Source organism: Microbacterium sp. NPDC058342, assembly GCF_042723935.1.
Lineage (GTDB): Bacteria > Actinomycetota > Actinomycetes > Actinomycetales > Microbacteriaceae > Microbacterium.
Window position 1 is genome coordinate 88,740 of record NZ_JBHXID010000003.1, and the last position, 21,486, is coordinate 110,225.

The 21,486-nt window shown below is 69.3% G+C and carries 18 protein-coding genes; 14 read left to right on the top strand and 4 right to left on the bottom strand.

Annotated features, from left to right (window positions below):
* Nucleotides 1-125 precede the first annotated feature (125 nt).
* The 4 genes from msuE (at nt 126) to ACFWHT_RS14230 (ending at nt 5,188) form a co-directional block, all read left to right on the top strand.
* Entirely contained in the window at nt 126-698 is a 573-nt protein-coding gene (msuE, locus tag ACFWHT_RS14215) for an FMN reductase (protein WP_378829685.1), read from the top strand.
* Nucleotides 699-732: 34 nt separating this feature from the next.
* Nucleotides 733-2,511, top strand: coding sequence for a thioredoxin domain-containing protein (locus tag ACFWHT_RS14220; RefSeq protein ID WP_378829687.1), 1,779 nt, complete (start codon nt 733-735; stop codon nt 2,509-2,511).
* Nucleotides 2,512-2,788: 277 nt separating this feature from the next.
* Complete coding sequence (locus ACFWHT_RS14225) at nt 2,789-4,186, top strand: amino acid permease (RefSeq protein WP_378829690.1); 1,398 nt, start codon at nt 2,789-2,791, stop codon at nt 4,184-4,186.
* 78 nt (nt 4,187-4,264) lie between these two features.
* Nucleotides 4,265-5,188: a DUF808 family protein gene (locus tag ACFWHT_RS14230; protein ID WP_378829692.1), complete on the top strand. Its 924-nt coding sequence runs from the start codon at nt 4,265-4,267 to the stop codon at nt 5,186-5,188.
* 27 nt (nt 5,189-5,215) lie between these two features.
* Here ACFWHT_RS14230 and ACFWHT_RS14235 read toward each other — a convergent pair whose 3' ends face one another.
* Entirely contained in the window at nt 5,216-6,796 is a 1,581-nt protein-coding gene (locus ACFWHT_RS14235) for a dolichyl-phosphate-mannose--protein mannosyltransferase (protein ID WP_378829694.1), read from the bottom strand.
* Nucleotides 6,797-6,844: 48 nt separating this feature from the next.
* On the opposite strand from ACFWHT_RS14235, the gene rsmI reads away from it, so the two are divergent.
* From rsmI to ACFWHT_RS14255, 4 genes are all read left to right on the top strand, one after another.
* The gene (gene rsmI, locus ACFWHT_RS14240; protein WP_378829696.1) at nt 6,845-7,660 is read left to right on the top strand and encodes a 16S rRNA (cytidine(1402)-2'-O)-methyltransferase; all 816 of its coding nucleotides are present in this window, start codon (nt 6,845-6,847) and stop codon (nt 7,658-7,660) included.
* Complete coding sequence (locus ACFWHT_RS14245; RefSeq protein ID WP_378829698.1) at nt 7,657-8,265, top strand: class I SAM-dependent methyltransferase; 609 nt, start codon at nt 7,657-7,659, stop codon at nt 8,263-8,265. The genes rsmI and ACFWHT_RS14245 overlap by 4 nt, the downstream gene beginning before the upstream one ends.
* A gap of 61 nt (nt 8,266-8,326) precedes the next feature.
* Nucleotides 8,327-9,904, top strand: coding sequence for a methionine--tRNA ligase (metG, locus tag ACFWHT_RS14250; protein ID WP_378829700.1), 1,578 nt, complete (start codon nt 8,327-8,329; stop codon nt 9,902-9,904).
* Nucleotides 9,905-9,921: 17 nt separating this feature from the next.
* On the top strand, nt 9,922-10,797 hold the full coding sequence (locus ACFWHT_RS14255) for a TatD family hydrolase (protein ID WP_378829702.1): 876 nt from the start codon (nt 9,922-9,924) through the stop codon (nt 10,795-10,797).
* Here the strand turns inward: ACFWHT_RS14255 and ACFWHT_RS14260 are convergent.
* Nucleotides 10,779-12,065 carry an MFS transporter gene (locus ACFWHT_RS14260; RefSeq protein ID WP_378829705.1) on the bottom strand — a complete coding sequence of 429 codons (1,287 nt, stop codon included), beginning with the start codon at nt 12,063-12,065 and terminating at the stop codon, nt 10,779-10,781. The genes ACFWHT_RS14255 and ACFWHT_RS14260 overlap by 19 nt on opposite strands.
* A 45-nt stretch (nt 12,066-12,110) precedes the next feature.
* Between ACFWHT_RS14260 and rsmA the strand changes: the two genes are divergently transcribed.
* Genes rsmA through ACFWHT_RS14275 form a run of 3 tightly spaced genes read left to right on the top strand, consistent with a single transcriptional unit; the run spans nt 12,111 to nt 15,017 of the window.
* Nucleotides 12,111-12,953 (top strand): 16S rRNA (adenine(1518)-N(6)/adenine(1519)-N(6))-dimethyltransferase RsmA, encoded by an 843-nt coding sequence (gene rsmA / locus ACFWHT_RS14265; RefSeq protein ID WP_378829707.1) that lies wholly within the window; start codon nt 12,111-12,113, stop codon nt 12,951-12,953.
* Nucleotides 12,954-12,967: 14 nt separating this feature from the next.
* Complete coding sequence (gene mgrA / locus ACFWHT_RS14270; protein ID WP_378829709.1) at nt 12,968-14,032, top strand: L-glyceraldehyde 3-phosphate reductase; 1,065 nt, start codon at nt 12,968-12,970, stop codon at nt 14,030-14,032.
* Between the two features lie 55 nt (nt 14,033-14,087).
* Nucleotides 14,088-15,017, top strand: coding sequence for a 4-(cytidine 5'-diphospho)-2-C-methyl-D-erythritol kinase (locus ACFWHT_RS14275; protein WP_378829711.1), 930 nt, complete (start codon nt 14,088-14,090; stop codon nt 15,015-15,017).
* 6 nt (nt 15,018-15,023) lie between these two features.
* Here ACFWHT_RS14275 and ACFWHT_RS14280 read toward each other — a convergent pair whose 3' ends face one another.
* Together ACFWHT_RS14280 and ACFWHT_RS14285 are read right to left on the bottom strand one after the other, a co-directional pair.
* On the bottom strand, nt 15,024-15,497 hold the full coding sequence (locus ACFWHT_RS14280; protein ID WP_378830017.1) for an Lrp/AsnC family transcriptional regulator: 474 nt from the start codon (nt 15,495-15,497) through the stop codon (nt 15,024-15,026).
* 247 nt (nt 15,498-15,744) lie between these two features.
* Nucleotides 15,745-17,136 carry a serine hydrolase domain-containing protein gene (locus ACFWHT_RS14285; RefSeq protein WP_378829713.1) on the bottom strand — a complete coding sequence of 464 codons (1,392 nt, stop codon included), beginning with the start codon at nt 17,134-17,136 and terminating at the stop codon, nt 15,745-15,747.
* A gap of 280 nt (nt 17,137-17,416) precedes the next feature.
* On the opposite strand from ACFWHT_RS14285, the gene ACFWHT_RS14290 reads away from it, so the two are divergent.
* The 3 genes from ACFWHT_RS14290 to mmsB all read left to right on the top strand — a co-directional run bounded on the left by ACFWHT_RS14290 (nt 17,417) and on the right by mmsB (nt 21,477).
* Nucleotides 17,417-18,430, top strand: a complete 1,014-nt coding sequence (locus ACFWHT_RS14290; protein WP_378829715.1) for a LacI family DNA-binding transcriptional regulator — start codon at nt 17,417-17,419, stop codon at nt 18,428-18,430.
* 165 nt (nt 18,431-18,595) lie between these two features.
* Nucleotides 18,596-20,116 carry a multiple monosaccharide ABC transporter ATP-binding protein gene (gene mmsA / locus ACFWHT_RS14295; RefSeq protein WP_378830019.1) on the top strand — a complete coding sequence of 507 codons (1,521 nt, stop codon included), beginning with the start codon at nt 18,596-18,598 and terminating at the stop codon, nt 20,114-20,116.
* The gene (mmsB, locus tag ACFWHT_RS14300; protein ID WP_378829717.1) at nt 20,113-21,477 is read left to right on the top strand and encodes a multiple monosaccharide ABC transporter permease; all 1,365 of its coding nucleotides are present in this window, start codon (nt 20,113-20,115) and stop codon (nt 21,475-21,477) included. Before mmsA ends, mmsB begins: the two co-directional genes overlap by 4 nt.
* The last annotated feature ends 9 nt before the right edge of the window (nt 21,478-21,486 follow it).

Below are 21,486 nucleotides of genomic sequence, written 5' to 3' on the forward strand. Positions count from 1 at the left end.
CAGTCTGTCGACATCGGCGAATGCGTGTCAAAAGGGAGAGGCCCGCACGCGCTCGGCGTCGCGTCGCATGACGCCCCGTGTCGTCTCCTATGACGCGGGGCGCCCCGCTCAGTACCGTCGAAGGCATGACTGCCCCCTATCGTGTGGTGGCCGTGTCGGGATCCCTGCACGAGCCGAGCAAGACCACGGCGCTGTTGCGTGCCATCTCCGCGGCGGTTGCGGAGCGGGTCGATGTCGATGTGCACCTGATCGAGCTCACCCGCATCGGTCCCGGACTCGCCGGTGCCCTGCGCCGCGAGGACCTGCTCTCCGGTGTGGAGGAAGAGCTGCGCGCGATCGAGGACGCCGATCTGCTCGTCGTCGGCAGTCCGGTGTACCGCGCGTCGTTCACGGGTCTGTTCAAGCACCTGTTCGACTTCATCGGCCAGTACTCGCTCGCAGGCAAGCCGGTGCTGCTGGCGGCGACGGGCGGTGGCGAGCGGCACGCCCTGATCATCGAGCACCAGCTGCGCCCGCTCTTCGGGTTCTTCCAGGCCCTCACCCTGCCGATCGGCGTCTACGCCAGCGACACGGATTTCGACGGCTACGAGATCTCGTCGGAAGCGCTGCGGGAGCGCATCGCGCTTGCCGCGGAGCGAGCCCTCCCTCTCATCGGCTATGCGGCGGTGGCCGACCCGCGTGCGGTCGCCGCGTTCTGAGGTCCGCCGGCGACGGGCGGCGTAGCGTGGGGCCATGACCAACCGGCTCGTCGACACCCTCAGCCCCTACCTGCGCGCGCACGCCGCCAATCCGGTCGACTGGCATCCGTGGAGCGCCGAGGCGTTCGACGAGGCACGTGAGCGCGACGTTCCCCTGCTGATCTCGATCGGGTACTCGACGTGCCACTGGTGCCATGTGATGGCACGGGAATCGTTCTCCGATCCGGCGACCGCGGCGCAGATGAACGAGGGCTTCGTCTCGGTGAAGATCGACCGCGAGGAGCATCCGGACGTCGACGCCGCCTTCATGGCCGCGGCATCCGCCTTCACGCAGAACCTCGGCTGGCCGCTGACCGTCTTCGCGACGCCTGGAGGGCGCACCTTCTACGCCGGAACGTACTGGCCGCCGACGGCGCGGGGCGGCATGCCCGCGTTCCGCGAGGTGCTCACGGCGGTGCGCGAGGCATGGACCGAGCGGCGGGAGGAGGTCGTGGAGTCGGCGGATGCCGTCGCCGACGCTCTGCGCCGAACCGCCGCGTCCACTCCGTCGACACTGCCCACCGAGCACGAGCTGCTCTCGGCCGCCGCCCGAGTCGCCGAGCGCGAGGATCGGCTGTTCGGCGGCTTCGGCGGCGCGCCGAAGTTCCCGATGGCCACCACGCTGCGGTTCCTGCAGCATCCGCTGGCCGGCCAGTCCGACGCCGCGGAGCGCGCCCTCGATGCGATGGCCGCCTCCGAGCTGCGGGATCGCGTCGACGGGGGCTTCTTCCGCTACGCCACCCAGCGCGACTGGACCGTGCCGCACTACGAGCGGATGCTGATCGACAACGCCCAGCTGCTGGACGTGGCGGTCGCGGCCGGGCGGGCAGACGTGGTGCACGGCATCGCAGGGTTCCTGCTGGGCGTCCTGCGCACGGACGGCGGGGGATTCGCCGCGGCCCAGGACTCGGAATCCTGGATCGGGGGCGAACGCAGCGAGGGCGGCTGGTATCGGAGGGATGCGGCGGAGCGGGAGGCACTCGAGCCACCCGCCGTCGACGGCAAGGTGCTCACCGGCTGGAACGGACTCGCCATCGGGGCGCTCGCCCGCGCGGGCTCGGCACTCGGTGTGCAGGCATGGGTGGACGCTGCGGCCGCCGCGGCCGAGCATGTGCTCCGCGTGAACCGCGCCGCCTCCGGTGAGCTCGTGCGCTCGTCGCTGGACGGCGTCGCCGCGGTGGCCGTCGCGACGTCGGCGGATGTCGGGCTGCTCGCCGACGGAATGTTCTCCCTGTCCGTCGCCACGGGGAACGCCGCCTGGGCTGAGCGGGCGCGGAGCGTCCTCGACGCCGTCGTGGCGTCGGACCCGGTGCTGGCCGCGTACGACATCGCGACCGCGGGAGACGAGAGCGACGGCGATCTGCCCTCCGGTCCTGCCGCGCTGGCCTCCGCGCATCTCACCGCCTGGTGGCTGGGCGCGGGAGATGTGCACCGGGAGCGCGCGCAGGAACTGGTCGCCGGCGTGGTCGGCCGAGCGCTGCAGCATCCGATCGCCTACGGAGCGCTGCTGCGGGTCGCGGGCGGTCTCGTGCGCCCGCCGCGCCAGGTGGTCGCCGTCGTCGGATCACGCGACGGTGCGCTGGCCGATGCCGCGACTCGGACGGACGCCGAGGTCGCCGCCGTGGTGACGCCGGCGCAGGCGAAGGCGTTCGCGGATGCCGGATTCGCACTGTTCGAAGGCAAGGATGCGACCGACGGCGTGGTCTACGACTGCCGAGACTTCGTGTGCCGCCTGCCGACCACCGATGCTCGTGCGCTGGCGCGCACTCGCTGACGCGGGAACAGGAGCTTCGGCGGCGACAGGACGGATGCCGCGAAACTTCTCCTGTGCCCGTGCGATCTCCTGCGTCCGAGCGCTTCGATGCGCGGCGCGGGCGACTCTCCGCTTTGCATTCTGATCACTCAGGCCGGATAGTGCTTTACCGCGGCGCGCAAGGTGCATCCTCTTCGTCGCGCACTTTGCACCGGAGCGGGACGGCGTTCTAGGGTTGCGCTTCGGAGCGGCCGCGCACTCCGGCGCGGCGGCCCGAACGGACGAGGAGGTCCGCCCCATGTCGGAGGCGCCCGCGATCACGACCACGACGCCTGGCCTGCACCCCGGCCTGACCCGCAGGCAGATCTCGATGATGGGCCTGGGCGGAGCGATCGGCGCAGGGCTGTTCGTCGGCTCGGGCCAGGCGATCAGCATCGCCGGGCCCGCGGTGCTGGTCTCGTATCTGGTCGCGGGCACCATCGTGATCCTCGTGATGTCGATGCTGGCCGAGATGGTCGCGGCGCGACCGAGCTCCGGGGCGTTCAGCTCGTTCGCGCAGCGGGCGATGGGCCGCAGCGCGGGTAGCGCCGTGGGGTGGCTCTACTGGATCCAGCTCGTGGTGGTGATCGCAGCCGAGGCGACGGGCGCGGCGGGCATCGTGTCGGGATGGATCCCCGGGATACCGGCCTGGGCCTGGGTGCTGGTGTTCGTCGCGGCACTCACCGCGGTGAACCTCTTCGGCGTGCGCAACTACGGCCGGTTCGAGTTCTGGTTCGCCGCGGTCAAGGTCTTCGCGATCGTGGCGTTTCTGGTGGTCGGCGCGCTGGCGATCGTCGGGCTCATACCCGGTGTGCCCGCCACCGGCATCGGCAACCTCGTCGACCAGGGCGGGTTCGCCCCGCACGGGGTGACGGGGATCGCCGCGGCGCTGCTGATCGTCGTCTTCGCGTTCGGTGGCACGGAGGTCGTGGCGATCGCCGCGGCCGAGTCGGACGACCCGGCGAACAACATCCGCCGCATCGTGCGCGAGGTGATGGTGCGCATCCTGATCTTCTACATGGGCTCGATCTTCGTGATCGTCACGGTGCTCCCCTGGAATGCCGAGGAGGTCGTCGAAGGCCCGTTCTCCGCCGTCCTCGCGACGCTGCGCCTGCCGGGCGTCGACCTGCTGATGTCCGCGATCGTCGTGCTCGCGCTGCTTTCGGCGATGAACGCGAACATCTACGGCGCCTCGCGCATGGCGTACTCGCTGGGTGAGCGCGGTCTGGCTCCGCTGGCCGCCGTCCGCACCAGCGACAAGGGCGTGCCGTTCGTGGCGGTGCTGGCCTCGGTGGCCTTCGGGTTCGTCACGGTCGGACTCAACTGGGCCTTCCCCGAGGTGGTGCTCGGCCTGCTGCTGAACATCGTCGGCTCCACGGTGATCGTCATCTGGACGGCGACGGCGATCGCGCAGATCATCCTGCGTCGCCGCGCCGACCGCGACGGGGAGCGGATGCCGATGCGCATGTGGGGCTTCCCCTGGCTGTCTTGGGCCTGCCTCGTCCTGCTCGCCGGGATCGTCGCCCTGGCGATGATCGATGCGACCGCGCGCACGCAGCTTCTGCTCACCCTCGGACTCACCGCCGTGCTCCTCGCGGTGGCGCGCCTGACCCGCGGACGGTCGCGCCCGGGAGTGCCGAAGACGCCGGCTCCGTAGCATCCGGCCGTCGATCCAGTAGCGTTACGTGTCGAACCGGCGAGACACGCCGGCCGCACACGATCCCTGGGGGACCGCATGTCCGTTGGCCTGCTCGCCGTCGTCGATGACATCCTGACCGCTGCGCTGAAGGCGTCCGCGAAGGCGGCGGGCGTCGTCATCGACGACGCGGCGGTCACGCCGCAGTACGTGCAGGGGCTGACGCCGGCGCGGGAGCTGCCCGTCGTCGGCAAGATCGCGCTCGGTTCCATCGCGAACAAATTCCTCATCATCATCCCGATCGCGCTGGTGCTCACCGCCTTCGCGCCGTGGGTGCTTCCCTACCTGCTCATCATCGGTGGCACCTATCTGTGCTTCGAGGGCGCCGAGAAGGTGCTGGAGTGGTTCGGATTCGGTCATGGGCACGGCGAGGAGGGAGCGCGTGACGAGAAGCGCCTGGTGTGGGGTGCGATCCGCACCGATCTGATCCTCTCCACCGAGATCATGCTCATCTCCCTCGCCAACCTCGACCCGCAGCTGGGCATCTGGCAGACCCTCGGCGTCCTCGCCGTGATCGCGGTGCTCATGACAGGCGTGGTCTACGGCGCCGTGGCGCTGCTGGTCAAGATCGACGACGTCGGACTGAAGATGGCCAAGAACCCGGTGCGGCGGGTGCGGCACACCGGAACGCGCATCGTGCGCTCGATGCCGGCGGTCTTCCGTGTGATCAGCGTCATCGGCACCGTCGCGATGCTCTGGGTGGGCGGCCACCTCGTGATCGTGAACCTGGGCGAGGTGGGCCTGTCGTGGCTGGCGGATCTGCTGCACAGCATCGAGGAGCTGCTGGCGCCGCTCGGCGGGTTCGTGGTCTGGCTCGGTGACACCGCCGTGTCGGCCGTGGTCGGGATGCTCGTCGGCCTCGTGGTGGTCGGTGTGGTCCTGGGCATCGGGCGGATGCTGGGCAAGCGGCCGAGCTTCGAGGAGGGCCACGCGCCCACTGGGACTGTGCCCGTCCAGCATTGAGCGCTCAGCGCCCGTCCCGCGAGCGAGTCAGATCCAGCCCGGTAGCCAGTTGTGGACGAGCCAGAACGGGTAGGGAACGCTCACCCCAGTCCACACGGGGTAGTAGAACGCCGAGATGACGACCACGGCGCACAGGTACACGGCCACCGTGCGCTGTCCGGCCTGGCGCCGGTGCAGCGGGGCGTCGACGGAACCGGCCAGCTCGCGCAGCGCGACGGCCAGTGCCAGCACGAGGAAGGGCATCATCACGATCGTGTAGAACTGGAAGATCGTGCGGTTGCCGACGAGCAGCCACGGCACATAGGTGGCGACCAGGCCCACGAGTGGGAAGGTGAGCACCGGCCCGACGGGGGTCCGCTCGATCAGCCCGCGCACGAAGCGGTACATCAGGTACACCGCCGCAGCGACGCCGGCGTACCAGATCAGCGGGTTCGGCACCGAGGAGATCACGGCGATGCAGTGGTCCGTGCCGCAGGGAGCGGGCTCGTCGGCCACCCAGATCGCCGTCGGACGCAGCAGCAGCGGCCACTGCCATGCCGGACTCGCGTACGGGTGCGGGGTCGCCAGGCCCACGTGGAAGTTCAGGATCGACTCGTGGTACTTCCACAGGGCGATCAGCGGGTTGGCATCCGCCTGCCTGTCGTAGCCGCCGGCTGTGATCAGCCAGCCGGTCCAGGAGACGAGATAGGTCACCAGGGCAGGGCCGACCGACAGGATGAACGACACCGGACCCTGACGGAACACGGCATCCGTCGGCCACAGCGCCACGCCGGCGCGCCGCCGCGCGAGCGCATCCGTGACGACGACGTACAGACCGAATGCGGCGAGCGCGTACAGTCCCGACCATTTCACCGCGGCGGATGCGCCGAAGGTGATCCCCGCGGCGATGAGCCAGGGGCGTGCCCAGAGCACGGGGCCGGTCATCCGAGCCGGCGCGTCGTCCGCGTCGGTGCCGGGACCGCCGCGGGGGCGGACCGCGGCCAGGCGCGCCATCGTGCGCCCGCGGTCCAGGAGCACGAACAGCGCTCCGAGCAGGAGGAAGAAGGTCAGGATGCCATCGAGCAGGGCGATCCGGCTCATCACGATCCCCAGGCCGTCGATCGCCAGCAGTCCGCTCGCGATCGCGGCGACGGCCTGCGACCGGGTCAGCTGCAGGGCGACCAGATGCACGAGCAGCACCGTCAGGGCCCCCAGCAGCGCGGTTGTCACCCGCCACCCGAAGCTGGAGCCCGGCCCGCTCGCGGCCATGCCCAGGGCGATGATCCATTTGCCCAGTGGAGGATGGACCACGAACGAGCCCTCGGCCTGCAGCGCCGCGGCGTCGCCGTTCTGCAGCCGCGCATCGGCCCCCTCATCCCACTTCGCCTCGTAGCCGAGGTTCCACAGCGACCAGGCGTCCTTGACGTAGTACGTCTCGTCGAACATGATCTCGTGCGGATGGGCGAGGTTCACGAGGCGCAGGACGGCGGCGAGCAGAGTGCTCAGAGCGGGGCTCAGCCAGCTCAGCATCCGGGAGGCCCGCGGAGTGCTCGTCGCCCGGGCCCGAAGCCGCTCCCACAGGGTCGCACGGGCGTGCAGCGGCGGCAGCAGGGGTGCGGGCGATGTCACCTGCTCAGCCTAGGCAATGCGTCGGAGCCTGCCGCATAAGCTGGAGCGGTGATCATCCTCGCGGCGACCCCGATCGGAAACCTCGGCGATGCGTCCCGGCGGCTGATCGAGGTGCTCGAGAACGCGGAGGTCGTCGCCGCAGAGGACACCCGCACCACGCAGCGGCTGCTGCAGGCGCTGAAGATCACCAACCGCCCGCGCCTGATCGCGCTGCACGATCACAACGAGAAGCACAAGTCGGCGGAGCTGGCAGCGCTCGCCGCCGAGCAGGACATCGTGGTCGTCAGCGACGCGGGCATGCCCGCCGTCAGCGATCCCGGGTACGGACTCGTCGCCGCTGCCGTCGATGCCGGGGTCACCGTCACCGCGATCCCGGGGCCCAGCGCCGTGCTGATGGCCCTGGCCATCTCGGGCCTGCCCACCGACCGCTTCACCTTCGAGGGGTTCCTGCCGCGCAAGCCGGGGGAGCGGCGTCAGGCGCTCGGCAGGCTCGCATCCGAACCCCGCACCATGGTGTTCTTCGAGTCGCCGTCGCGCCTGGCCTCCTCGCTCGCGGACATGGGCGCCGCCTTCGGCGCCGACCGGCGCATCGCGGTGTGCCGTGAGCTGACCAAGCTCTACGAGGAGGTGCGGCGCGGCACCGCATCCGAGCTCGCGGAGTGGGCCGAGCAGGGCGTGAAGGGCGAGATCGTCGTTGTCGTGTCGGGCGCGTCACCCATCGCCATCTCCGCCGAGGACGCCCTCGCTCAGGTGCAGGCGCTGGTGGCATCCGGCACCCGCCTCAAGGACGCCTGCACCGAGGTTGCGGCAGCGACGGGCCTGAGCTCCCGCGACCTCTATCAGGCCGCCCTCGCCGCCCGATGAGCGACGTCATCGGGGGCGCGTACGATGCGCGGGCAGCCGAGTACATCGCGCTCGTCGGCGAGGTCGATCAGCTCGCGGCGCAGGATCGAGAAGAGATCGGCGCCTGGGCGGATGCCACGACCGGGCGCATCCTGGATGCCGGCTGCGGACCAGGCCTGTGGACCGCGTTCCTGCACGAAGCCGGGCGCGACGTTGTCGGCATCGACCTGTCCGCGCAGTTCATCGCGCATGCGCGCAGCACGTACCCCGAGCTCGCGTTCCTGCACGGCAGCTTCGCGGCGCTCCCGCTCCCCGACGCGTCGCTCGGCGGCATCCTCGCCTGGTACTCGCTGATCCATACGCCGCCCACCGACATCCCCGCCGTCCTCGCCGAGTTCGCCCGCGTGCTCGCGCCGGGCGGCAGCATCCTGATCGGCTTCTTCGACGGCACCCCGCGCGAGCCCTTCGCCCACGCCGTCACGACGGCGTACTTCTGGAGCCCGGATGCTCTCGCCGAGCTGCTCGAACCGGCGGGTTTTATGGTGACCGCATGCGAGTCCCGTCCGCGGGTCGCCGGCGAGGTCAGCTCCCGCCCGCACGCCTCGGTGATCGCGGTGCGAGTCTGACGACGTCCGCCGCGGGGTCACGGAGCAGATCCGCGCCCGCTTCCCGCCTAGAATCGATCCCATGCCCGCAGGCGAATCCTTCTACATCACCACGCCGATCTACTATCCCAGCGACGTGCCGCACATCGGCCACGGCTACACGTCCGTCGCCGTGGACACGCTGGCGCGCTGGCACCGCCAGGCGGGCGATGACGCCTGGATGCTGACCGGCACCGACGAGCACGGGCAGAAGATGCTCCGTGCGGCAGCCGCCAACGACGTCACCCCGCAGGAATGGGTGGACAAGCTCGTCGGTGAGAGCTGGTTCCCGCTGCTGAGGACCTTGGACGTCGCGAACGACGACTTCATCCGCACCACGCAGGAGCGGCACGAGAAGAACGTGCAGGTGTTCTTCCAGAAGCTCTACGACGCGGGGTACATCTACGCCGGTGAGTACGAGGCGCTGTACTGCGTGGGCTGCGAGGAGTTCAAGCCCGAGTCCGAGATCGTCGACGGCACCGGTCCTTTCGAGGGGCTGAAGGTCTGCGCGATCCACTCGAAGCCTCTCGAGCTGCTGCAGGAGAAGAACTACTTCTTCAAGCTCAGTGAGTTCCAGGACCGCCTGCTCGAGCTGTACAAGACCGAGCCCGATTTCGTGCGCCCGGACTCGGCGCGCAACGAGGTGGTGTCGTTCGTCAGCCAGGGGCTGAAGGATCTGTCGATCTCCCGCTCGACGTTCGACTGGGGCATCCCGTTGCCGTGGGACGAGTCGCACGTCATCTACGTGTGGGTCGACGCGCTGCTGAACTACGCCACGGCGATCGGCTACGGCGCCGACCAGCAGATGTTCGAGCGCCGCTGGCCGGGCTATCACGTGGTCGGCAAGGACATCCTGCGCTTCCACGCCGTCATCTGGCCGGCGATGCTGATGGCCGCCGGACTCGACGTGCCCAAGGGCGTCTTCGCCCACGGCTGGCTGCTCGTCGGCGGCGAGAAGATGTCCAAGTCGAAGCTCACCGGCATCGCGCCGACCGAGATCACCGACGTGTTCGGCTCCGACGCGTACCGCTTCTACTTCCTGTCGGCGATCGCGTTCGGCCAGGACGGCTCGTTCTCGTGGGAGGATCTTTCGGCCCGCTACCAGGCCGAGCTCGCGAACGGCTTCGGCAACCTCGCCTCGCGCACGATCGCGATGATCGAGAAGTACTTCGGCGGCGTCGTCCCGGCACCGGGCGAGTACACCGAGCGCGACCTCGTGGTGCAGAAGAAGACCGCGGATGCCGTGATCGCGGCGGACGCCGCGATCGAACAGTTCCGCATCGACGAGGCGATCCACGCCGTCTGGACCATCGTCGACGACCTGAACCTGTACATCACCGAGAACGAGCCGTGGGCGCTGGCGCGCGACGAGGGGCAGCGCGAACGCCTGGGCACCGTCCTGTACACGTGCGCCGAGGGCCTTCGGGCGCTCGCCGTGCTGCTCTCGCCGGTCATGCCGCAGTCCACCGGCACGCTGTGGGACGCCCTGGGGGCGGAGAGCTCTCTGGGTGCGCTGACCGCGCAGCCGATCCGCGAGGCCGGTGCGTGGGGTGCGCTCAAGCCCGGCACCGTCGTCTCGGCGCTCGCCCCGCTGTTCCCCCGCGTGGAGCAGACCGCCTGACGCGGGCCGCCGAGGACATGGGTGACACCTACGTGCGCGAGCGCTCCGCCGGCGGGCGCAGGGATCTGAGCTATCCGGAGGCGCCGGAGCGCCTCGCGACACCGGTGTACGACAACCACTGCCACCTGGAGATCACCGACGGCGTCGAGCCGCTCTCGCTGCGCGAGCAGCTGGACCGAGCCGCCGCCGTGGGGATCGCCGGGGTGGTGCAGGCGTCCGGAGACATCGAGTCCTCGCGCTGGGCGGTGGATGCCGCGGCATCCGACCCGCGCGTGCTCGCCGCCGTGGCGATCCACCCGAACGACGCGCCGACGTACGCGGCGGAGGGGCGCCTGGACGAGGCGATCGCGGTGATCGACGAACTCGCCGCCCACCCGCGCACGCGGGCGATCGGTGAGACCGGGCTGGACTACTTCCGCACCGAGGAGTCGGGCCGTCCCGCGCAGCACGAGTCGTTCGAGGCGCACATCGCGCTGGCGAAGAAGCACGGCATCGCGATGCAGATCCATGACCGCGATGCGCATGACGACGTCCTCGAGACCCTTGCGCGCGTCGGCGCGCCCGACCGCATCGTGTTCCACTGCTTCTCCGGCGACGAGGCGATGGCGCGGGTCGCGGCGGATGCCGGGTACTGGCTCTCGTTCGCCGGCAACGTCACCTTCAAGAACGCTCAGAACCTGCGCGACGCCCTGCACGTGACGCCGCTCGAGCGCCTCCTGGTCGAGACCGACGCCCCGTTCCTCACCCCGGTGCCGCTGCGCGGCAGGCCCAACGCGCCCTACCTCGTGCCCCTCACGGTGCGCTTCATGGCCGCGGAGCTGGACGTCGACGTCGACGAGCTCTGCACGCAGCTCGCGGCGAACACCCTCGCCGTCTACGGCTCGTTCGACTGAACGGGGCCGCTCGGCGACCCGCCCTCGTCTTCGAGCACCGGCTTCGCCGCGGCGATGTGCGAGATCTGCCGCCACATGAGCAGCAGGGTCAGGGCGGCGCCGCCGAATGCGAACCACCACGGGGCGGTCAGCCCCCACGCCTGCGCGATCAGGCCGCCCAGCGCCTGTCCGATCACCATCCCGCCGAACACGCCGAACATGTTGACCGAGCCCACGCGGCCCTGCAGCTCGTGCGGCACCAGACGCTGCCGGACCGTGGTGGAGATCGTGCCCCAGACGAACGCGTACGCGCCGAAACCGAACATGATCGCCAGCGCCACCGCTCCGTTCGTCGTCAGCGCGAACGCCAGGTGCATGAGCACCTCGAGCGACAGGCAGATCTTCATCAGCGTGGCGAAGGACACGTGCCGTTCCAGCCAGCCGAAGACGAGGGTGGCGGCGAGGCCGCCCAGAGCGGATGCCGTCGTGAGTGCGCCGAAGCCGACCGGTCCCATCCTCAGGTGTTCGGTCGCGTACAGCACGAGGATGCCCCACGGGGCCGCCCAGGTGACGTTGAACGCCAGGATGATGATGATCAGCGTGCGCACCGGCTTGTTCCGCCAGGCCCACCGCACACCCTCGGCGATGTCCTGCCGGACGTGCGTCTTCTCGTGAGCGTTCGCGCGGGGCGGCACCGGCTGCCGGGCGATCCGCGACACCAGCACCAGTGCGATCGATACGGCCAGCACCTGCACCAGGAACGGCCAGAACGCTCCGAGCGCGAACAGGAAGGCGCCCAGCGGTGGCCCCGCCAGCTGGTTCGCGACGAGGAAGCCGGCCTGAAGGCGGGCGTTGCCGATCCCGAGATCCGCGGGCTTCACCATCATCGGCAGCAGGGTGCCGCTGGTCGTGTCGGCGAACACCTCGGCCGTACCGTACAGGAACGAGACCGCAAGGACGATCGCGATGTTCGCGGTACCGGTCACGAGGAACACCACGAGCGCCAGCACGACCACGGCGCGGATGCCGTGCGCGAGCATCACGAGCATCCGCCGCTCGACCCGGTCGGCGATGGCGCCGGCGTGCAGGCCGAACAGCAGCCAGGGAAGGAACTGCAGCATGGCGCCGGACGCCACGAGCACGGGCGAGGAGGTCATCGACGCGATGAGCAGGGGCGAAGCCGCGAGCGCGATGCCGTCGCCGATGTTGCTGGTCCACGCCGCGGACATCAGCCAGCGGAAGTCGCGGCCCAGGCGCTGCGGCGCGATGAGCTCTCCCAGTCCGGTCACCCGGTCGATCCTAGAGCGACTGCCGACATACGGGAGAATGGACGCATGACCGTCTCCCTGCTCGGCGCCACCGAGATCCGCCGCCTCGCCGCCGAACTCGATGTGACGCCCACGAAGAAGCTGGGGCAGAACTTCGTCGTCGACGCCAACACGGTGCGCAAGATCGTGCAGGCGGCGGACGTGCAGCCGGGGGAGCGGGTCGTGGAGATCGGGCCGGGGCTCGGCTCGCTGACCCTGGCGATCCTGGAGACCGGGGCATCCGTCACGGCCGTCGAGATCGATCACCGGCTCGCGGAGCGCCTGCCGCGCACGGCCGCCGAGCGCGGAGTGCCCGCCGGCGCCCTGACGGTGGTGGATGCCGACGCCATGCGCGTCACCGAGCTACCGGGCGACCCCACCGTGCTGGTCGCGAACCTGCCCTACAACGTGTCGGTCCCGGTGCTGCTGCACTTCCTGGAGACCTTCCTGACCCTGCAGCGCGGCGTGGTGATGGTGCAGGCGGAGGTGGCCGAGCGGCTCGCCGCGAAGCCCGGCTCGAAGATCTACGGCGCGCCGAGCGTGAAGGCCGCCTGGTACGGCCCCTGGCGGCTGTGCGGGAACGTGTCCCGTCAGGTCTTCTGGCCCGTGCCGAACGTCGACAGCCTGCTGGTGGGCTTCCACCGCGACCCCGAACCGCGCGGAGACGAGCACGAGCGCCGGCGAACCTTCGAGATCGTGGACGCGGCGTTCAACCAGCGCCGCAAGATGCTGCGCCAGGCGCTGTCGGGTCTGCTCGGCGGCTCGGCATCCGCATCCGAGATCCTCGAGGCCGCCGGAGTGGCTCCCACCGGTCGCGGCGAGGACCTGACGGTCGACGACTACCACCGCATCGCGCTCGCCGCGCGCTGAGCTAGCCTGGCTGAGTGACCGATCCGCGCTTCCGCCCCGACGTCCCCGAGATCCACCGCCCGTACGTCGCGGCGCCCGATCGCTATCAGCGCTTCGAGTATCGGCAGGTCGGCTCCTCCGGCCTCTACCTGCCGCCGATCTCGCTCGGCCTGTGGTGGAACTTCGGCGACAACATCCCGCTCGACGACCAGCGTGCCCTGCTGCGGCACGCGTTCGACAGCGGTATCACCCACTTCGATCTGGCGAACAACTACGGCCCGCCGTACGGCTCGGCCGAGAAGAACTTCGGCCGCATCCTCGCGGAAGACCTGGGGTCGTACCGCGATGAGCTGATCATCTCGTCCAAGGCGGGCTGGGACATGTGGCCGGGACCGTACGGCGACCTGGGCAGCCGCAAGTACATCCTCGCCAGTGCAGAGCAGTCGCTCACCCGTATGGGGCTCGACTACGTCGACATCTTCTACTCGCACCGCGTCGACCCGGTTACACCGGTGGAGGAGACGATCGGTGCGCTGGACACCCTGGTCCGCCAGGGCAAGGCGCTGTACGTCGGGATCTCGTCCTACAGCGCCGAGCGCACCGAGGCGGCCCTCGCCGTCGCGCGCGACCTGGGCACACCGCTCGTGATCCACCAGCCGTCGTACTCGATCCTGAACCGCTGGGTCGAGGACGGGCTGACCGACACGCTCCGCGCCCAGGGCATCGGGGCGATCGCTTTCACCCCGCTCGCCCAGGGACTGCTGACCGGCAAGTACCTCGCCGACGGCACGGCCGAGCGGGCGCAGAAGCGCGGATCGCTTCCGCAGAAGCCTCTCTCGGAAGAGGCCCTCGCCGTCCTGCGCGGGCTGAACGACATCGCCGCGGAGCGCGGGCAGAGCCTGGCCCAGATGGCGCTGCAGTGGACGCTGCGGGACCCGGTCGTCGTCTCCGCGCTGATCGGCGCCTCGCGCCCCGCGCAGCTCGACGAGAACATCGCCGCGCTAAACGGTCCCGCGTTCTCCGATGAGGAGCTCACGGCGATCGACGCGCTCGCGCACGGGGTCGACGTGAACCTGTGGTCGGTCTCGTCCGACCTGTGAAGCGGATCGGGAGCGGGCAAGCGGTGCTGAGCGAGCGGGGTGAGTCGAGGTGAGCATGGCGCGTCATCCGGATCCCGTGCACGTGCGCGCGCCGGGGAAGATCAACGTGTACCTGGGCGTCGGTCCCCGCCACGACGACGGCTACCACGCACTGGCGACCGTCTTCCAGGCGGTCTCGCTGTACGAGGACGTGCGTGCGCACCCCTCGGCCGGGTTCTCCCTGGAGGTGTCGGGTGACGTCGACGTCACCGATGTCCCGACGGACGACCGCAATCTGGCGATGCGGGCCGCGAGGATGCTGGCGCACGCAGCCGGCGTGAACGACGGGGTGCACCTGGAGATCCGCAAGGGCGTGCCGGTGGCGGGCGGCATGGGCGGGGGGTCGGCGGACGCCGCCGCTGCCCTCGTCGCGTGCGACGCCCTCTGGGGGACCGAGCTCGGCCCGCGGGGGCTGCACGAGCTGGCGGTACGGCTGGGCGCGGACGTGCCCTTCGCGCTGCACGGCGGAACCGCCGTCGGCACAGGGCGGGGCGACGTGCTGACGCCCGCACTGGCCCGAGGTCGCTTCGACTGGGTGCTGGTGCTCAGTGCGCAAGGCCTGTCGACCCCGGCCGTGTACGGCCGACTCGACCGCATGCGCGCGCACGGCGACGCGCTCGCCGACGATCCGCTGGACATGCTCGACGTGCCCGTCGCGCTTCTCCAGGCACTTCGCGCCGGGGATGCCCAGGAGCTCGCCCCGGTGATGATGAACGACCTCGAGGCGGCGGCGGTGATCGACCGTCCCGACCTCGAGCTCGCGCTCGCGGACGGTGTGCGCATGGGGGCGCTCACCAGTATCGTGTCGGGATCCGGACCGACCATCGCGCTGCTGTGCGCAGGTCCGGATGCCGCGCGTGCCGTGCAGGAGGAGCTGCGTGCCACGGGCCGCGACGCGCTGCACGTGCACGGTCCGGTGGCGGGGGCGCAGATCCTCAGCACCTGACCGGCGTCAGGGCGCCGTCAGCAGCTCGCTCACGCGGTAGGGGATCACTTCGCGCAGGAAGAGACTCGTCGACGTGCGCAGGATGCCGGGACACAGTCGAACGACCTCCGCGACACGGTAGAGGTCGTCGGGGTCGCGAGCCACGACGCGCAGGAGCAGGTCGGTCTCGCCGGCGGGCGCGAAGCACTCCAGCACCTCGGGTACGCGGCTGAGCGCCGAGATGGCGGCGCTGATCTGATGCTGATCGAGCTCGACCTGGATCGATGCGGAGACGCCCCTGCCGAGGGCCGACGGCAGCACTCGAGAGCTGTGCGCGCGCAGGATGCCGCTGGACTCCAGCCGTGCCAGCCGCGCGTGCACGGTTCCCCGGGCAAGGCCCAGATCCTGCGCGATCAGCGCCACGGGGCGACGCGGGTCGGAATCGAGCACGGCGAGGATGCGCCGATCGGTCTCATCGAGGCTGGCCAATTCGATCACCATCACTTTCAGCCCGGGATGCTGATTGATCGGATCGATCAATCGGCATCCACTCTATGGTGCGAGGAGCGCCGTGCGTGTTGAGATCAATGTGTCAAATGCATGGTGCTCATCACGAGTGAGGATCAGCGGACACTCGCAGTGGCGGTCACGAGCCGCGCAACGGGAGTCGACGGCCGGGCGATATCCCGGGGAGCGCTGCCGCTCACTCCGCGGCGGCAGCGCTCGGCGCCCCTCGTGCACCCTGTCGTCACCTGCTGCCGGCGCGGCGGTCGGCGCGACCGTTGTGCATGTAGGCCGCCCGGTCGCCGCCATCGCGCCCCAGGAACGCGAACGCCAGGTGCATGCCGCTCTGCCGTTCGCGCGTGAGCAGCGTGTCGCCCCGCCATCCGACCACCTCAACCGGCTCCGGCGCCGGACCGAGCTCTGCGAAGGCCCCCTTCATCGTGCGATCCAGCCAGATCCGGCCTGCCTCGTCGACGCGCACCGTGGTGTCTGTGACGGACGACGAGTAGGTGCCGAGAATTCGCTCGAGGTCGACGGCGACGGGCTCTTCCGGCGGAACGGGGAGCGGTGGCACGCTCACCCCGGCCAACGCCGCGAGCGCCTTCGTCATGATCCTCTCGTAGAGGGCGATCACATCCCCGCCGTTGGTGAGGATCGCGACGGCGACCCCTGCCGCCGGGACGATGCGCAGGAAGGCGCTCTGACCGATGGTGCCGCCGTCGTGGCCGATGACGGGTCCGCCATCCCAGTCGAAGATCCCCCAGCCGAGCCCCCAGGAGCCGCCGAGCAGACCGAGGTCCGGCACGTCCACCTGCGGCTGCTGCATAGCGCGCACCGCGGATTCTGACAGGACGCGAGTGCCGTCCGGCGCGATGCCGCCGTTCAGGTGCATGCGGGCGTAACCGACGAAGTCACGCGCGGTCATGGCGAGCATCGCGCCGGCCGGGGCATTGGATCTGACGAGACTCCACACCGGGGCGGGCACCGGATCGCCGCCCACCTCGCCGGAGATGTGGCCGAGCGCGGCCCGGAACATGATCGCCTCCGACGCCGTCGTTGCGACATGCGTGAGACCGAGCGGAGACGCCAGGCGCTCGCGCAGCGCCGTATCGAAAGGCACGCCGCGGAGGAGCTCGATGATGCGTCCAAGGACGACGAACCCGGCGTTGTTGTAGGAGAAGCGCTCACCGGGGGAGAAGAGCTGCGGGACGTCGGTGATCGTCGCCAGGTACTTCTCGACGGCATCATCGCCCGCACCGGTGTCGTTGAAGAGGTCGCCCTCGAAACCGCTGACGTGGCTCAGCAGGTGCCGGGTGGTGATGCTCTTGGCGGCAGAGGCGTCGCCGAGCTTGAACTCCGGGATGATCTGCTGCACGGGTGCGTCCAGATCGAGCAGTCCGTCGTCGACGAGCTGCATGATCAGGGTGGCGGTCCAGGTCTTCGTGATCGAGCCGATCTGGAACACCGAGTCCTCGTCGGCCTCCACGCCCGTGCTCCGGTTCAGAATCCCGGCCGCCGTCGTGAACACCTGCCCGCCCGCCAGGATGGCGATCGACGCCGCGGGCACGCGCGTGTCGGTCAGCATGCCGGGAAGGGCGTCTCGCAACCAGGCGCCGAGGTCGTTCAGATCGTTCATGTCGTGCGCTCCTGGTCGTCGAGGGCGTCATCGCAGGACGTGGCGACGTCGTCGGGCTGAGAATACGCGCTGGCCGGTGTGTGCGGTTCGTGCAGAACGACGACAGCGGCTCGCCGACTCGTGCACATGGACAAAGCATCGTGCGCCGGATTCAGAGACCGTCGTTCGAGCTCTCGTCACCCGGGCCCTGCACGCCGATGATCCCGACTGATGCACCGACTCGCGCCGCGTGACATGATGGTCACATCCATGTGACCGTGAACATGCGAGGAGGCATGCCGTGACCGCGTCCTCCGAGCGTGCCAGGACGCCGAGCATCCGGGATGTCGCGCGACTGGCGGGCGTCTCGCACCAGACGGTCTCGCGCGTGCTAAACGACCATCCCAGCATCCGCCCGGAGACAAAGGCGAAGGTGCTCGACGCGATCTCGGTGCTCGATTACCGCCCCAATCTCGCCGCCAGGGCTCTGGTCACCAGCCGATCGCACACGCTGGGCATCCTCTCGGCCACCATCGGCGAGTTCGGGCCGACGTCCTCCATCGCCGCCATCGAAGAGGCGGCGCGCGCCGAGGGCTACTCCGTCACCACGCTGAACCTCACCGAGACGACGCCCGAGGCCATCGGGGCCGCTGTGCGTCAGCTCGGGAGGGAGAGCGTCGATGGCGTCGTGGTGCTCGCACCGCAGGTGCGCGTGTTCAACGTGATGCGCGGCATGGCCACCGCCGTGCCGTTCGTCAGCCTGCAGACGGCATCCGGCTCCGACGGCATGACGCTGTCGGCCGATCAGGTCGCCGGCGCTCGCATCATCACCCAGCATCTGATCGGACTGGGCCACGCGGACATCCTCCACCTCGCCGGTCCCCAGGACTGGATCGAGGCGGAGTCGCGGATGCGCGGCTACCTCGACGCCCTGCGGGATGCCGACCTGCCCACGATCCCGCCCATCCGCGGGGACTGGACGGCGGACTTCGGGCATTTCGCGGGGAAGGAGCTCGCCCGGCGCCGGGACTTCACCGCCGTGTTCGCGGCGAACGACCTCATGGCGATCGGGCTCATGCACGGGTTCCGCGACGCCGGGCTGCGGGTGCCGGAAGACGTCAGCGTCGTCGGATTCGACGACATCCCGGTCGCCGCACACATGAACCCGACTCTGACCACCGTGCATCAGGACTTCACCGAGCTGGGCGGGCGGGCCGTGCGGATCCTGCTCGCGCAGATCCGCGGCGAGCAGCCCCCGGTGTTCGGCGCGCTGGAGCCCGTGCTGCGCCTGCGGGAGTCGTCGGCATCACGCTGACATCCCGATCCTGCGCCTGCACTTGACACGCCGGATCGAGCGGTGCACGATGGGGTAGCCCATGTGAACGGTCACATCGGTCGTGCCAAGGCATGCCACCTGCATCGAGGAAGATTCGTGAGCATCACAACCACGCTGTCGAACGTCGCGGGGCCCATCCTCGAGATGCGCAGCATCACCAAGGAGTTCCCCGGGGTCAAGGCGCTCGCCGACGTCTCGATCACCGTCCGGGCCGGCGAGATCCACGCGATCTGCGGCGAGAACGGTGCCGGGAAGTCCACCCTCATGAAGGTGCTCTCCGGCGTGTACCCCTACGGCAGCTACGACGGCGACATCCTGCTGTACGGCGAGGAGCAGCGCTTCAAGGACATCGCGGCCAGCGAGCAGGCGGGCATCGCGATCATCCACCAGGAGCTCGCGCTCATCCCCGAGCTGTCGATCACCGAGAACATCTTCCTCGGCAACGAGCTGGCACGCGGTGGCATCATCGACTGGCGCGAAGCGCGGCGGCGCACCACCGAGCTGCTCGCACGAGTCGGCCTCAACGAGGACCCCGACATCGCCATCAAACACCTCGGCGTCGGCAAGCAGCAGCTCATCGAGATCGCGAAGGCGCTGAACAAGGACGTCAAGCTGCTCATCCTCGACGAGCCGACCGCCGCACTCAACGAGAACGACTCGCAGCACCTGCTCGATCTGATCCTGGGGCTCAAGGCCAAGGGCATCGCCTCGATCATGATCAGTCACAAGCTCAACGAGATCGAGCAGATCGCCGACGAGATCACGATCATCCGCGACGGCCGCACGGTCGAGACGCTCGACGTCGGTCGTGGTGAGATCAACGAGGACCGCATCATCCGCGGGATGGTGGGCCGCTCGCTGGAGAGCCGCTATCCCGACCGCACCCCCGAGATCGGCGAGGTCTTCTTCGAGGTGAAGGACTGGTGGGTGCAGCATCCGACCGTCGCGGAGCGCATGGTCGTCAAGGGCTCGAATCTCACCGTCCGCCGCGGTGAGGTCGTCGGCCTCGCCGGCCTCATGGGCGCAGGGCGCACCGAGTTCGCTCGCAGCATCTTCGGGCGCTCCTACGGAACGTTCCTCGGTGGGCGGATGTTCAAGGACGGCCAGGAGATCGAGCTGCGCGACGTGGCATCCGCCATCCGGCACGGCCTCGCCTACGTCAGCGAGGACCGCAAGAGCCTGGGTCTGAACCTGCTCGACACCATCAAGCGCTCGACCGTCGCGGCGAAACTGTCGAAGATCGCTCGCCGCGGCGTAGTGGACGACCGCGAGGAGTACGCGGTCGCCGAGCGCTACCGCAAGGCCCTGCGCATCAAGACGCCCAGCGTCGAGGAGGGCGTCTCCAAGCTCTCCGGCGGCAACCAGCAGAAGGTCGTGCTGGCGAAATGGATGTTCACCGACCCCGATCTCCTGATCCTCGACGAGCCCACGCGCGGCATCGACGTCGGGGCCAAGTACGAGATCTACTCGATCATCAACGAGCTGGCAGCCTCCGGCAAGGGCGTCATCGTCATCTCCAGCGAACTGCCCGAACTGATGGGTATCTCCGACCGCATCTACACGATCTTCGAGGGGCGCGTCACCGACTGCATCCCCGCTGACCAGGCCACCCCGGAGGCGCTCATGCGCAGCATGACCTCCACGAACCAGAAGGCGAACGCATGAGCACCACGAACACCACGGTCACCGAGAAGCACGGTTTCCGCTTCGGCGACATCCGCAAGATGCTCGGCGGCAACGGCACGTCGTCGCTTCGTCAGTTCGGCATCCTCGGCAGCCTGATCGTCATCATCGTGCTGTTCGAGATCCTCACCCTGCTGCGCAATGGCCCCAACGGGGCGACGCTGACCAGTGGCAACCTCATCAACGTCATCAACCAGTACTCGTTCATCCTGATCCTGGCGATCGGCATGGTGATGGTCATCATCATGGGCCATATCGACCTGTCGGTGGGATCGGTGGCGGCGTTCACCGGAATCGTCGTGGCCAAGTCCATGACCGAGTGGAATCTGCCCTGGCCGCTGGCGATCCTCTTCGGTCTGCTGGTCGGCGCGCTGGTGGGTGCGTGGCAGGGGTTCTGGGTGGCGTACGTCGGCGTGCCCGCCTTCATCGTGACGCTGGCCGGGATGCTCTTCTTCCGCGGCGCTCAGCAGTGGATCGGCGACGCTCAGACGATCCCCGTTCCCAAGGGATTCCAGTACATCGGCACCGGATATCTGCCGGAGCTCGGCGGTCCGTTCCAGTTCAACGTCCTCACGATGCTGCTCGCGCTCGCGGGCGTTGCGTGGCTCGTGTTCTGGGAGATCCGCACTCGTCGCATCCAGCAGAAGATGGGCGCTGATCGCGCACCGCTCTGGGTGAGCGTCACCAAGGTCGTGCTGCTGTCGATCGTGGTGCTGGCCGCTGCGTGGATGTTCGCGACCGGCCGACCGGGCACGAGCTTCCCTGTACCGGGAATCATCCTGCTTGTGCTGGTGATCATCTACTCGTTCATCACCAACAACACCGTCTTCGGTCGCCACCTATACGCAGTCGGCGGCAACCGCCAGGCTGCACGCCTGTCGGGTGTGAAGGACCGCTGGGTCGACTTCTTCGTCATGATGAACATGTCGGTGCTGGCGGCGCTCGCCGGGATGATCTTCGTCGCACGTTCGCAGGCCTCCGGACCTGGCGACGGCAACGGCTGGGAGCTCGACGCGATCGCGTCGGTGTTCATCGGCGGCGCAGCCGTCGCCGGCGGCATCGGCACCGTGATCGGATCGATCATCGGCGGTCTCGTGATGGGCTTCCTCAACAACGGTCTGCAGCTGCTCGGGCAGGGGTCGGACGTCGTCTCGATGATCAAGGGCCTCGTGCTGCTGATCGCCGTCGGGGTCGACGTCTGGAACAAGCAGCAGGGGCGCCCCTCGCTCATCGGTTTCATGACACGCCGCCGCGGCCATCAGGACGCCCCGAACCTCACCGACTATCCGACCTCCGCCGCGGACTCCGCGAGCGGCAAGAAGGAGACCACGTCGCGCTCCTGAGCGGCGTCG

What these genes read in the sequence shown, in the direction of transcription:
- msuE (WP_378829685.1), top strand. Translation starts at nt 126, where the DNA reads ATGACTGCCCCCTATCGTGTGGTGGCCGTGTCGGGATCCCTGCACGAG.
- ACFWHT_RS14220 (WP_378829687.1), top strand. Translation starts at nt 733, where the DNA reads ATGACCAACCGGCTCGTCGACACCCTCAGCCCCTACCTGCGCGCGCAC.
- ACFWHT_RS14225 (WP_378829690.1), top strand. Translation starts at nt 2,789, where the DNA reads ATGTCGGAGGCGCCCGCGATCACGACCACGACGCCTGGCCTGCACCCC.
- ACFWHT_RS14230 (WP_378829692.1), top strand. Translation starts at nt 4,265, where the DNA reads ATGTCCGTTGGCCTGCTCGCCGTCGTCGATGACATCCTGACCGCTGCG.
- ACFWHT_RS14245 (WP_378829698.1), top strand. Translation starts at nt 7,657, where the DNA reads ATGAGCGACGTCATCGGGGGCGCGTACGATGCGCGGGCAGCCGAGTAC.
- metG (WP_378829700.1), top strand. Translation starts at nt 8,327, where the DNA reads ATGCCCGCAGGCGAATCCTTCTACATCACCACGCCGATCTACTATCCC.
- ACFWHT_RS14255 (WP_378829702.1), top strand. Translation starts at nt 9,922, where the DNA reads ATGGGTGACACCTACGTGCGCGAGCGCTCCGCCGGCGGGCGCAGGGAT.
- rsmA (WP_378829707.1), top strand. Translation starts at nt 12,111, where the DNA reads ATGACCGTCTCCCTGCTCGGCGCCACCGAGATCCGCCGCCTCGCCGCC.
- ACFWHT_RS14275 (WP_378829711.1), top strand. Translation starts at nt 14,088, where the DNA reads ATGGCGCGTCATCCGGATCCCGTGCACGTGCGCGCGCCGGGGAAGATC.
- ACFWHT_RS14280 (WP_378830017.1), bottom strand. Translation starts at nt 15,497, where the DNA reads ATGGTGATCGAATTGGCCAGCCTCGATGAGACCGATCGGCGCATCCTC.
- ACFWHT_RS14285 (WP_378829713.1), bottom strand. Translation starts at nt 17,136, where the DNA reads ATGAACGATCTGAACGACCTCGGCGCCTGGTTGCGAGACGCCCTTCCC.
- mmsA (WP_378830019.1), top strand. Translation starts at nt 18,596, where the DNA reads ATGCGCAGCATCACCAAGGAGTTCCCCGGGGTCAAGGCGCTCGCCGAC.
- mmsB (WP_378829717.1), top strand. Translation starts at nt 20,113, where the DNA reads ATGAGCACCACGAACACCACGGTCACCGAGAAGCACGGTTTCCGCTTC.